The following is a 12783-nucleotide window of genomic DNA, read 5'->3' as shown; positions in this document are numbered from 1 at the left end:
ACTCTGGGCTATTCGAACTATCAAGATCTACATTGCACTTCTTTGCGTCATCTCTCATCAAGCGAGCGGCATTTTCACTTTGAACGATTAGATACTTTTTCTGAACTTTAAAAAAAAGCTTAATTAAAATAGTAAAAGGAATAAGTAAAAGCTTCATATTTCTCTCTGGAAAAATTAGGCGGTTTCCCGCCTAGTCATTTTAAGCTGCGTTAACTTTTGAGTTGCTTGGCTGTTCGGTTTCGTTCTTAGAGTCTGCAGAAGGGCTATCCAATGAAGTGGATTTTGAGTCAGTCTTTTTTTCTGTGTTTTTAATTGAAGCTTTGGCTTTAATTTCTTCATTTTGTTTTAAAATAAGGCTGTCATCTACATATAACTCTAGGCCACCTCGAATTAACGAAATTAGTTGGGTGGATTTAAATCGACCACCACTTCTGTCTTTACCAGGTGATGTAGCGTTGCTAATTTTTGCTACTAATTTTCGTAATAGACCAATCGCTCTATTGCTGTTTTCATGACGACCTAAATCTGTAACAAAACCGGTTAACCAAAGATTTTCTAATTCTGCGATTTCATTATCTAAAGTTTGAATTAAATTTAGTAACTTCCAAGTGACTGGATAGCAAACTGGTACGCTTGATTCATAAGAGCTTGGTGTCATAACTTCTGGTGATTCTTCTAAACCGGCATTTTCCATAAATGCTTCTTTTTGTTTTTGTATACTTTCGATTTCTTGGTTAAACCAATCAGCAAGCTCTGACTCCCAAGCGCTTACTTTCGAATAGAGTTCATTTTCTGTAGTGGTTAACATTAATAATGAACCAATGCGTTCATAAATATTTAATGTTCGGTCACCTTCGTTTTTCCAAAAATTATGGATGGTGTGTGATTTGAACTGGATATTAGTAACAAATGTTTTATGGATTAGTTGGTCATTATTGATCATGATTTTCTTCCTCAGCTGGAGCGGTAAATAGTGTTTTAGAAAGTTTGCAGATCTGCTTTTTCAAACTAACTCTGGATGAATGCAAAACTTCAAGTGACTCCCTTAATGGAGCAAGTTGCATTTCAGTTTCCCAATTAATTTTTGCGTGGCCATCCTCGCAATTTTTACTCAGTTGTTTTTCGGTATATCCTTTTTTTGTTGGTGGAATTTCTTTCCCCCAATGCCTATTAATTTTCTTGATAGGTGAGTACTCATGAGAAACCCAAGTGATGTAAAATTTTTCAGAGTTTTTTCGCTGCCTAACTTTTACTTGTAATGTCGATTTTTTAAAATCGCCCGACTCACCATGAATTTGATCTAAAAGAACTCTCCTTTTTTTGTGTTGATCACAAATATCTTGCGCACTTTCTACAATTGGTTTTTCAGCATCCTCGATAGCCTCTAAAACTAATTTCAGCACTTCTATTTCTATAGGCAGCATCTTTAACCCCGAACTTTAATTGAGACTTAATTATGCTTTGCAAAAAGATAGCTAAAGCCGAATTTTCAAACGTATATTCAAAAAAATTAGCCAAAGCACGTTTTTAAGTGTGGAGAACAGGAAGTTGAAGTGAATTAAACCTCAAGGGTGTAACTAGGAAATAAATCTAGAGCAATAAAAAGGCTTGCTCTATTTAGACGCAAATAAAAGTTTTCTGCGTTGCGAAACTGCCAAGGAACACTGTGAAGGGAGATTGTTTTTTGCATCATATATACGCAAAAACTTGTCATTGAATGACATTGGTTAAATTAACTATTTTCTGCATCATAACTACGCAGAAAACCCGTATTTATGAATTGGAGAGCTATTGCGGCATGTTTAACATGTAGTCAAACCGACTGTAAATGCTGAATGGTTGCATCATAATTTATGCAACAGAATAACTGTGAACTTTAAGTCACCTTGTTTTAAACGGTTCTAAAGAAGATAGTTCAGGAAAGAAATATCATTTACGTTTACTGCAATAAATTGAAATTTTGCATCATATATGTAGCAAACGAACTTATATTACTTGAAATCTAAAAGTTGAGAGCTTTGATGCTTACATCATCAATCTACTCTAAGTCTCTTTTGTGTGTTGATTTGTTTACTTAGAAAAACCCAGCCTTAGCTAACAGAGGGGTTACTCATAATTTTATGAGCATGTGGCTATAGGCAGCGTTGGTGTCATGATTAGCAATTTTAGATTTTATAGAATGTGAAGGGTCATACCTAAAAACTAGAACTTGAATAACCCTCTTTTAAAGTTAAGTGCTCACAATCCGTATAGTGGGTAGTGTTAGCCAGTAAAAGATAACAATCACTTTCCGCAAAGCGGTTAAATTGTTCGCTATATGTTTAACTCATCCTTCATATGCATTATGAGTTGTAAGTACTCTGAAGCTTCAGATAAGCTCATTTAAAGTCCGCCATATGAACCATAGTAAACTTAAGCTTATTCCTCTTAAAGGATGTCGTTGCTGTTTGGTTAATTCCGCATTATGGAAAAACAGTTTCCAGTATTCTTCCGTATATTGAACTGGGACTTTGTCTGGTGTTATTTTCAGAACAATAGCGCAATAAGTAATATTGTTAGTTTTGACCAAAATATATCACTCGATGACAAATCCGCATCATGGAGTCTGTAAGGTGTGGGCGTCTTCCATAATACGGAAAACAATGTTGATACATTTCCATTCACTTGGATTAGTAATTTAGTAGGGGAGGTGAGCAAGTGGTCTATGAATTGAACGGAGCTTACTCCGCAAAGCGGACGTACATTCTAACCAGAATACTGCTTTTGCTTTCAAGCTCAAAATGAAATTAAGGCAACACATCTAACAAGTCTAAAGAATAAAACAAATGTGATTGCACACCATACTTCGGATAGTTGATTAGCTTTAGTATTCCGTTTTGCGGATTAAATTTGATGTATTCAGCTTCCGTATTTTGGAAGGATTCAACTGATTACAAATTATGATATTCCATCGGCAACAATGAATTTGGAAAAATATCATCTTTAACCACCAGCTTAATGAAGTCCATTAAATGGATTTCGTCACACGAATTTACACTTCGTATAACGGACTCACGATGCAACCGCATGCGTCCGAAGAATGAACAACATATAGTCCGTATAAAGGAACTTCTTAGCTTTGAAGTTAATGTCTTGTTTGCTCTTGGGTGTAGTTTCTTTGCCCGACTTATGAATTAAGCTTATACCTAAAAGTTCAAATGTATTTACCAGTAGGTGGATTAGATGACTTGTTAAAGCATTCCGGTATTAGGATTCAATTGATTTGGTTACAGGCCAAATACCGGAATGAGTGATTGAATATGTAAAATGAAATGGGGCATCTAATTTAAACGCCTTAGTTGGTGGTTTTTAGGTATTTTTGAAAATTTGAAACAGAATACCTGAATTATCATAAGTTATTTGGTATCCGTAATATGGCATCTGATCCCCCCTAGACAGCTCCGCTTTGCGAACTTGACCTATTTAGGCATCTATCCGCAACCCAAACCATTCTAGGTGGGGGCGGCTTGCTTGAATTGTGAGGTATTTGTTTTTAAATTACATATTAAGTCCTATGGCGTGATCACATTTACTGGGTAATTGCTTTCTAACTTCTTAAGGTTTTCATGATAAAAGATAGATGTTTGACCAGCACTACTGGCTCTGTCATAAGTACAGAAGGAATCAATACCATAACCATAACTGTAGGAGAGGAATAAGTTTCATAACTAAACAGTCAAACAACCCTGCTGGAACCGTTTATGATTCAACATGACAAAAAATAAAGAAATACATACTAAAAGCTACTCTCAAGTCTAAATCGAGCTACAACTGAATATTAAAGTATCGCACTCGTTGTAACTCACTTCTGGACATAAGTTTGTTAGAGCTGAAGAGCAGTTGTGTGCCAGAAGCGGATATTCATATAAAATTCTCTGAAAGTCGAACTACCTGCAAGGATGTCAATGACGCTCAGCATAGGCGCTTCGTCGCATTTGAGCCATTAGTTAACTGTGCCCTTCTGTTTGACCAACACCAGCGAAACAACAATTGCGAATTAATGGGAAAAATTATTTTGCTTTATCCAGTGTATCGCAATATCAAGAGGCTCTGCTTTATTCGTATTGTGACCTAGCGATGGAAATAATACATATTCAAAAGGCTTGCCTTTAGCTTTCATCCTATTGAGTTGCTCCATACACATTTTGACTGGGACCTGTATGTCCTGCTCTCCGAAGAGCCATAGCCCAGGTATTGATAAAGAATTCAAAGAAATTTTCGGGTCCGTCGCTTTGAAATCATACCTGTCAGGATCATTTAGAGTATGTTCTCGCGATTCTTCATCAGTATGAGTTTCCCAAAAGTCTTCTCTACCATTTGTGTAAAACTGAAATCTAAGTTGTTCCAAAGTTGTGATTGTAGGGCTACTAAAGAGAACCATAAACTCTACTGATTGATTATTGAGTGCGGCAATTGGAATAATCCAGCCAGCCTGACTCGCACCAATAAGTCCAATCGATAAATCTTTATCATATCCACGAACCACATCTACCGCAGCACTTGCGTCTTTCGCAAGTAAAGTTAAATTATCAACACTTATATTATTGGTTCCCACCTGAGGTCCTACGTATACGCCACCAGATTCACCAACTCCACGCTTGTCATACGTCAAAACTAGCAAGTCATTCTTAGCCAAAGACTCCGCTAACTTAGTCATGCGTGGGACAGGATCTGATCCGTGCACTAAAACTACTGCCGCTCGTGCATCTTTAGGTATATACATGCTCCCTGATATTTGTACACCTTCGCTTTCAAAAACGACCTCTTCTACAATGGTAACGTCATTCAATTGGCGTTTTTCTTCGATGAGAGTATGACTTTGCTGTCTATTGTTTGTAGTACAACCTGAAGCAAAAATTAGTAAAAACAAAATATATCCTAGGTTTCTCATTTTTAATCCTTAATGAAGTTAAAGAAACCTTGAGAAGGCAAGGTTTACGCCAATATAAAAAACCAATAATTTCAGAAAGTTAAGTTTCTTTCTTTCAACTAGAGTACTCAATATGACCACTAATTAGTTATACTAACCATTTATTGAGCACCCGTGTGTAATTAGTCGTTTTTTGAAAATGTAAGCCCACGTCTAAGTGAACTACTCGAAGGGATATTTAGAGTGTCCGTTCCTCGCTCTTTTGCGGCATTCGTCTTAACACGTTTTGGGGCACGTATGTTTTTGCAACGTTAAGTTCTAAATGAACTGATTCATTTTTTCAGGCATCAGGCATCAAAAAATACTTGCCACTGCATTAATTGTCTGCCCCAAACTCGCGCTCAAACTTATCCAGTTCATTAAGGCGTTCACTGATGAATTGAATGATTTCATCTTCAGTGATTGCTGCAACTTTAGTTCGATAACCACGATAGCGCCCGTTTCCTTCAATCCAACGCTCCACCTTACAATCGGTTAGGATCAACGAATCGGCTTTATGTTCGCCTAAATCACCTTCTAAGTGAGCGTACACATTAATCGACGATTCGCCTTTGTCACCAGAGAGAAACAGTACTACATCTGAATCGGTATTTTTCCAACTGGATAGGGCAAATCGCAACGCAGGATATCCTTCCCAATGGTGCAAGCGAATAACAATATCTTCACCTAATTCTTTTTGAATGGCAGCTTGTAAACGTTGATGGTATTCGTTAATTACTTGCTTTTTAGTCTCCTGAATCTCATTGATTGTAGACAGATTATTTAAGACAAAATCGACAGCATGCTGATTTACTGAAGGTTGAGACATAAGGCTCTCCAAATGCAAGATGAACTCACGCAAAAGCAAAGTCCATTTATTGATAGGTTGGGAAAGGAATTGCTCCGTTAGCTCATATTTTAAAGCCGTAATGAGTTCTGGATAACTGATGCCGTGCCATCCAGTTGGTAAGACTTCTCCCGCGGGGGAAAGAACAGCAAAAATAACCTGTTTGCCCTCAAAGCGAGTTTGATTTCGCTCTTCTTGAATAAAGCGTTCGTAGTCATCAAATGGATTAATTTGATGGTGGTAGATTTTATTTTCTAACACCAATGCCCAATTACTACTCTCCAACAACAAATCGATCCGCTTTCCTGCTTGAGTTTTTACTTCGCGCTCTGGCGTTTCAATCAGTGAGCTATCCAATGAGTGATATTCTTCGGGTAGGCAATGAAGCAACGCTTTTAGTGCCGTATCGCCAAGTTGATGGTACCCGTTGTTATCGCAAAAAAATGCCAATGTATCTGTGGTCGGGTTTTCGTAATAGCCTTTACTGCCAATGCTAAAGATAGTGGGTTCTGCCACCTCTACAGGCTCGAGTTGGTTGAACTCAGCCAACAGTTGTTCAAACCTTGTTAGTTGTTTTTCCATATCAACCTTGCTTATTTTTAATATTGATTCAGTAACTGCTCTAATCCGCAATCATAGGCACTTTGTAGCATTACTAAAATTTGGTCAATCCTAGAGTATTAGAGTAAGCCTTAAGTCACATGGCTAGCTCATTTAGGGGCAAAGGCGAGTTATATTTATAACACGCCTTTGGACAATTCCGTGTTGGCTCTAGTAGCATGAGCTGAAAGGTCTCGATTGTGCTGAAGACATTGTCCTCAAGTTTTTTGCTATATATTTTCTAATGAATTGCTTTTGTTATATTACTAATAAGTCTCCATAATAAATTTATTAAAGCATACTAGCGGTTAACAGGACGTTATCTATGAAGGGTAAGTCAACAAAAAACTCAAGATTAAAATTAGCAAAATATTTGAATGAGCACCTTTGCTCATTTGGCGATGGGTTTGAAAATAAAGTCATATGTCCAACATGTGTAAAGGAGTTTGATTTGAATTCAGGTCAACGCAGCTTTACGGCAGGGCATATCTTACCAGAAGCTTCTGGAGGGAGTGAATGGACCTTTCTTTGTAAGGATTGTAATAGTCAATTTGGTGAAAAACAGGATAAGTGGTTAGGCGAATATCTTAATATACTGAATAAGCCTACGGGGATGCTTTTAGATGCCAAAACAAAGAGTAGGTACATAAGTATTAATGACAAAACTGTTAATGGATCAATAAGTGTCTCGGACGTTGACGGAGGTATTGATATTGTTTTACCTATCAATAGAAACCCACCTGGTAAAGTAGAATCAATGAAGTTTGGTGAAAACCTCGAAATTAACTTTGAAATACCATTAACGCTTCACGAAAACGAAATTGCAGTTGGATATATAACTGCCGCTTATTTAATGTGGTTTAATGAAATAGGTTATAACTGGGTTTTCCAAAGTTCACTAGATAATGTGCGAAAGCAGATATTGAACTGTGATCGAGATATTGATGGTGCGAAGGTAATCGATTTACCTACGGACAAGATGGAAATGCAAGGGGTTGGAGTCATTATCAATTCAGGTACTTTATATCCATGCTGTGTAGTTGTCGATAAATTTGTTATATTTCCTACGCCACCTACTGTATCTTCACCCACACCGAAAAATGTAAAGTTTGAGTCCCCTTGTAATATAGAGTTTTTAAATTTGGCTGTTTTGAATTTTCCTTATCTAACTCTATTTGACGAGTATCATGTTGTTGTGCCTAATCGTTTAAAAAAATGTCCCCCCATTCCAGATAAACTATTCAACATTCATTCTGAGCTGGGGAAAGAAGCCGGATTATTTTCATTAGTAAATGAGGATATGACAAATTTCACCAATTGAAGATACAAAAACTAATCCAAATCACCTTTTTAGTTCAATTGACTAATGCTTCCAAAGTGGCATTAGTGATCGTTTTTGCCTGATTAAGGGTGGTGACTCAACTTGTTTTGGGGCAAAGGCGAGTTATATTTATAACTCATCACTGGACAAAAATTATTTAGAGTTATTGAGCTAAACCATTTTTATCGGATTAAGTGAAGTATCTTGACACCTTAAACGTTTGTTCAACACTCGGATAAAAGTGTCGAGTGCGCAACAGGTATCCTTATTTGCTATGCGATTGTGTTCTCAGGATAGTCAGGGGTTAATCTTTCTATTTCCCATACTGGATAATCAAAGTCATCAGCGATAGACATGATTTGTCTAATACTTTCAAATGCAGAGGTAGCGAGTGCATTTTCAATAACATGCAGTGAAAATGGAGGCTGAGTATAGGAGCCCAATACATCAGTGAACATAGTATCTGATATGACACCAGCATGTTCAGGACTTAATACCAACGAACGGTAAGCTGATTTAGCTAAATAATAATTAACCATATGAGCCCATCCTTTAGGCATTTGATAACCCATTATTGGATTGTTATTATGCTCAAAGGGGTTCCAACTATCACTCATTGGAGTAGCTACGAAGCATAAATGAGGCGTTAAGGGGTAAATAAGATAGCTATCCGGAAGTTCAATAAAGCCAGTTTGTAAAATGGGATTGTCAGTCCTGACAAGATAGTCTTCACTATGCGTTTTCAATAACAGCCAATTTCTATTCGCCACGTAATTTAGATCGAGGCATTCTTGGCAGCCGACTCGCTCACACTTTGGCTCAGACTCCACCCCAGTCAATTCAACCGCTTTCTTTTCATATTCGATGTAACTAGGTGTCCTAACCAACTGAGACAGTAAAAATTGCGCCCACAAAAACTTTTCACCTTTACTTAGTTCATTGTAAGTAATGAGTTTCTCATAGAGTGGAGCAACTTTAGTTTCTAGCTCTTTATCTAAGGCATGTTCGACTGCCCAAGTATACAAACCTCTCTTTCGTCCCCATTGTTTTTTGCCTTGAGTCCCTTTTATAACGGACGTCGTGTACTCGCACCAAAAGTAAGACATGAGGTTAGATTCGTCAGCCCAATACTTGTTGCTAAACTTGGGTACAAAATGGGATAGAGGTTTTTTCTTTGCCACTAGTTAGTTACTCCAATAAATCGCATAACGCTACTTAGGCGACTAATAATCACCTTTCGTGTTCACATAATGCCGTCTTTCATGTATCCCTTCAATTTTTAATCAATAGACTAATGGTTATATTGTGATCTTATATTGCTGAATGGTCTTTAATTTCATGATCTTCTAAATTCGGATAACTTTTGGTAGGGAAAACTAACGTTAACAATACATAAATGAGTATTTACTCTGAATGATAAAGGGGCAAAGGTGAGCCAGCGCTGATCTGGCTGACTCGAAGGCGGACAAAACTGTTAAATCATGCAGCATCACTAAGACGAAGGCTTTCGTAATAGTCTTCCGCCAGAGCGGTCATTTTGAACTCAGCATCTACACCAGCGATCTTCTCAACGGCATCTTTAATTTCCTCTAGATCGACATTGAAGAACTCCTTACGAAGATTAATTGCATTAACACGTTGAGAATGGAATTCACGGTGTAAAGCTGTTTCGAGTGCAGGTGCATCATCAGTATAAATCATGGCATGTACGTCAAATGGGAATGGTACACTGGCATCACCAAGCTCTTTAACTCTGTCCATAGGCTCTAGCCTGCGCGTTAAACCTATCTTGTAAACATCTTCTCCAAAGGAACCAATGTTACTTATCACGTACACATGGCCCTTACGAGTTTGTTCCGCCATACTCTTGGCACGTTCTTCTTTGGCTTCAGCTTCGGCCAATTGCTGCTCTAGAATGGCTATTCTTTGTTCCATTTCACTACGTTCTTGTTCATTAGCTTGAGCAAGCTCTTGCTGAGCTTTATCAAGAAGGCTTCGATACATTTTTTCTTCTTTCTCAGCTTCAGCAATAGCTTTTTCAAACTCCTTTATTGCTCTCTGCTCTTCACGAATTTGCTCTTTGATGAGCTTCTGCTCGGCAATTTCTTCCTGCTTCTTCAGGGTATATTGATACTGAAGCTTACATTCTTCAAATTTTAGTTCGATGTAGTCAATATCAAAGCCACACTCCAGTGTCGCAGCTGACTTTTCTAGATTGTTTGCTAGTTTCTCAATTCGCTCCAGCGTACGACCAAATGAGCTTGGAGAAACCTTGCCAATAAGCATGTCACATTCAATATTGAACGCAGTTAGCATTAGCTTAACTTGACCATTGAGGATTTTTTTATTCAAAGACTTATCATTAGAAATAACGGTCGTTTCTGGGAAGGTGACTGCGGTCTTAGCTTTAATCATGTCTTTTTGTTGCTGCCGTATGTCTTTGATCTCTTCAGAATAGCGAGTTGATGTTTCGTAGAGATATTGTGGCATTTCAAAATGGCCATGAGCAGTATATTCATCGAGTCGTGAATACAAGTCTATCCCACCCATTAGCTCGTTCAGATCTTGTTCGCTCTTTTCAATATTGGCATTAAGTTCATTTAGAGCGTTTTGGGCTGCGTCAAGAGACTGTTGCTGCTCTAGAATACTAACTTTAAGAGAGTCATCTTGTCCTTTCAAAGCTTGTAGGTCGGCAGTTTCAGCGTTAATTTTGGAAAGCGCCTGTTTTGCTATCTCAGTAGTTTTCTGTAGTGATTCATTTGCTTTCTTTAATGTCTCGTGCTCTACTTTGGCTTTCGTTAACGCTTCATCAATTGACTTGTACTGTCCAACTTTTTTATCCGCAGAGCGTTTCGCCACTATATAGGTCAGCAAAACTGCTAACAAAGATATGCCTGCTAATATTAGTAAATTACTATCCATTGTTTACTTTAAAACCTCTTGTATGAATTGTTTTCTAAGGGCGGCTCGTTCTTCGCAGCGGTCTTGGTACTCTTCATTTGCATTTGATAGCGCATTTTTAAATGCTTGCTTTGCTGCGGATTGTTGCTGTCTTACTTGCCGCTGTAGTTCTCGCTGAGCTTCACGCACACCTCTTTCATGCTCTCTAAGTGCTTGAGCTTCAGCACGTTGCCGAGCTTTCTCTCTACGCTGAGCTTCGCGGGTGGCTTGTTTGTTGGCTCTATCTATAGCTTTAACAACCTTTATAGCCGTCCTTAAACCATTTCCTCGTCTGGCCAATGCATTTCTCCTTTAAGCAAATCAGAATTATGCTTCCGATGCTAGCACAACAAAATTGTAAGGGTTACATTGAAATCAAATAGATTGCATAAAGTCTATAGCTACGAGAGCACTAAGGTTTAAAATATCTATGTTTCTCAAGGCAGATTAGCCCCCTTGATTTGGGTTAGAAAAAATTATTCCAAATGATGGTAGGGAGAGTAATGGCTCATACAGTCGCTGACTCATTTTGGGGCAAATGTGAGTTAGGGCCGAAAGGCGGCTCTTTACAAATTTCGGATGCTCATAACGCAGTAAGTAGCGAGCTAAGTTTTATGTATCCACTCTTTGTTACTTATTATGTGTATTTAAAACAAGCTCAGTGCAACTTAATTGTTTGTTATTTAGTTTTAAAAAATTTGCTGTTGTACCAATAGCTTCAAAACCAAATTTGTGTAATATGTGCATTGAAGCAGGGTTATTATTTAGCACCTGAGCGTTTAATTGTTTTAAATTAAGCTTATTTTTTCCGATATGAATTAGTTGTTTTAAGCAGTAACTTGCTACACCTTTAGATGTAAACTCTTTACCTACACGATAACCCACATAGGCTTTTTGGTCTGAAATATTTTTTAGGTTAGCTCTCGCAACAATAACATTGTTTTTAATTACAATACCGCAAAAGGCATTACCTGAATTAATTTGATTAAGTAGATAATCAATATGCTTTGTAACACCACTGTGAGAATAAAAGTCTTTAGGCCTTGGCTCAATAAAACTTTCAAACCATTCTTTGTTTTTCAATTCAAAGTCCAATAGTTTATTTACGTGATTTTTAGAAAGTGTTTTAAGTTCCATACACGCCTTTGATATTCATGATTTTTTGCTAGAGGTTTGCTAGGCATTTTGCCTTACAAGGTTGCTATCTGTAACCGTTGCTCTTTAAATAAATGTAGTTGAGTTTCAAAAGCAAACTGCTGTATCTCTGATTCCCATACATTTGAATCAAATGTAATCCAAACTTCCATAACTACTACCTCATTATTAGCTCGCTCACTTCGGATATTTCGGCCCTTACTTCGGGGTTTTTCAACATAAATATAATCTAAGAAAGTAAAATGAATTTTTAACCTAATCAAAGTCAAAGCATGCGCCTTTGATTTGATAATACTCGATCGGCAAATTAAACTTGCTTTGCAGTTCATTCAGATAGGAATGTTCAACACTTGTGCATTTTACAGGACCAGCAACAATTAACTTTTCAACGAAACCAACTTGATAAAAGTAGGCATACTCTAGAAGTTGCCCAATTGCTTGCCGTATGCATGATTTAGCACTAAATACTGTTTTGATTTCATACAAGCTGTACTTATTACCCAATTTGAGAGTCAGATCAACTCTTCCTCATCCTATAACGTTTTCAGTGCCTACGTTATCTCTGCCATAGACTTGCACTAACTCATCATACAAAGCCTGTTGAAGATCATTGTGTAAGAGTCGTACATCTATTTGCTGATCTTTCTTATAGGAGGCTTTGGTAAATGACAGTTTTGTTCTGCAACCTGGTTTGAAAACAAAAGAGGGAGTAGAAGGGTTGTCATTATTTGATGCTATCTCTATGTGAAGATACAAAGGTAGTAAGCGATCTAACACATCACAAACTCTCTGATAATCAATTCTTTCACGATTTTGTTTTTCACCTAGGAAAATAAAAGCATTAGTTTTGCACCATTCTGACTTGATTATGGTTGGCTGAAAGTCTTCACTTCTAGAGCCGTCATGCTCAACATCATAGTGCCACATGCTTAAATCGTAAAACTCAGTTCCGAATTCATTGATGTATTCATT

At 37.5% G+C, this 12783-nt stretch carries 10 protein-coding genes; 1 reads left to right on the top strand and 9 read right to left on the bottom strand.

What is annotated here, in order from left to right:
* Positions 1–199 precede the first annotated feature (199 nt).
* The 4 genes from L1D51_RS17125 to L1D51_RS17110 form a co-directional block, all read right to left on the bottom strand.
* A complete protein-coding gene (locus L1D51_RS17125; RefSeq protein WP_175080789.1) occupies positions 200–943 on the bottom strand; it encodes a hypothetical protein in 744 nt (247 codons plus the stop codon).
* Positions 933–1424: a conjugative transfer protein MobI(A/C) gene (gene mobI / locus L1D51_RS17120; RefSeq protein WP_175080788.1), complete on the bottom strand. Its 492-nt coding sequence runs from the start codon at positions 1422–1424 to the stop codon at positions 933–935. Before mobI ends, L1D51_RS17125 begins: the two co-directional genes overlap by 11 nt.
* Before the next feature lie 2612 nt (positions 1425–4036).
* Positions 4037–4930: an alpha/beta hydrolase family protein gene (locus L1D51_RS17115; protein ID WP_239964309.1), complete on the bottom strand. Its 894-nt coding sequence runs from the start codon at positions 4928–4930 to the stop codon at positions 4037–4039.
* A gap of 355 nt (positions 4931–5285) precedes the next feature.
* Positions 5286–6377 carry a PD-(D/E)XK nuclease family protein gene (locus L1D51_RS17110; RefSeq protein ID WP_239964308.1) on the bottom strand — a complete coding sequence of 364 codons (1092 nt, stop codon included), beginning with the start codon at positions 6375–6377 and terminating at the stop codon, positions 5286–5288.
* A 343-nt stretch (positions 6378–6720) separates the two neighbouring features.
* Between L1D51_RS17110 and L1D51_RS17105 the strand changes: the two genes are divergently transcribed.
* A complete protein-coding gene (locus L1D51_RS17105) occupies positions 6721–7716 on the top strand; it encodes an HNH endonuclease (RefSeq protein ID WP_239964307.1) in 996 nt (331 codons plus the stop codon).
* A 272-nt stretch (positions 7717–7988) separates the two neighbouring features.
* Here L1D51_RS17105 and L1D51_RS17100 read toward each other — a convergent pair whose 3' ends face one another.
* The 5 genes from L1D51_RS17100 to L1D51_RS17080 all read right to left on the bottom strand — a co-directional run.
* A complete protein-coding gene (locus L1D51_RS17100; protein ID WP_239964306.1) occupies positions 7989–8897 on the bottom strand; it encodes a DUF4238 domain-containing protein in 909 nt (302 codons plus the stop codon).
* A 298-nt stretch (positions 8898–9195) separates the two neighbouring features.
* Positions 9196–10638, bottom strand: coding sequence for an SNIPE associated domain-containing protein (locus L1D51_RS17095; protein WP_239964304.1), 1443 nt, complete (start codon positions 10636–10638; stop codon positions 9196–9198).
* Positions 10639–10641: 3 nt separating this feature from the next.
* On the bottom strand, positions 10642–10956 hold the full coding sequence (locus L1D51_RS17090) for a hypothetical protein (RefSeq protein ID WP_138534034.1): 315 nt from the start codon (positions 10954–10956) through the stop codon (positions 10642–10644).
* 330 nt (positions 10957–11286) lie between these two features.
* The gene (locus L1D51_RS17085; RefSeq protein WP_239964303.1) at positions 11287–11793 is read right to left on the bottom strand and encodes a GNAT family N-acetyltransferase; all 507 of its coding nucleotides are present in this window, start codon (positions 11791–11793) and stop codon (positions 11287–11289) included.
* Positions 11794–12339: 546 nt separating this feature from the next.
* Positions 12340–12783 (bottom strand): hypothetical protein (locus tag L1D51_RS17080; RefSeq protein ID WP_239964302.1); only part of this gene is annotated, 444 nt, incomplete at its 5' end.

The sequence above is a fragment of the Pseudoalteromonas shioyasakiensis genome (genome assembly GCF_022398475.1).
GTDB lineage: Bacteria > Pseudomonadota > Gammaproteobacteria > Enterobacterales > Alteromonadaceae > Pseudoalteromonas.
The sequence above is the reverse complement of the archived record's forward strand: the minus strand, read 5'-3'. Positions and strand labels throughout refer to the sequence as shown.

Bases quoted from the DNA above. Each gene is read 5' to 3' on its own strand.
- L1D51_RS17125 (WP_175080789.1), bottom strand. From the start codon at position 943: ATGATCAATAATGACCAACTAATCCATAAAACATTTGTTACTAATATC.
- mobI (WP_175080788.1), bottom strand. From the start codon at position 1,424: ATGCTGCCTATAGAAATAGAAGTGCTGAAATTAGTTTTAGAGGCTATC.
- L1D51_RS17115 (WP_239964309.1), bottom strand. From the start codon at position 4,930: ATGAGAAACCTAGGATATATTTTGTTTTTACTAATTTTTGCTTCAGGT.
- L1D51_RS17110 (WP_239964308.1), bottom strand. From the start codon at position 6,377: ATGGAAAAACAACTAACAAGGTTTGAACAACTGTTGGCTGAGTTCAAC.
- L1D51_RS17105 (WP_239964307.1), top strand. From the start codon at position 6,721: ATGAAGGGTAAGTCAACAAAAAACTCAAGATTAAAATTAGCAAAATAT.
- L1D51_RS17095 (WP_239964304.1), bottom strand. From the start codon at position 10,638: ATGGATAGTAATTTACTAATATTAGCAGGCATATCTTTGTTAGCAGTT.
- L1D51_RS17085 (WP_239964303.1), bottom strand. From the start codon at position 11,793: ATGGAACTTAAAACACTTTCTAAAAATCACGTAAATAAACTATTGGAC.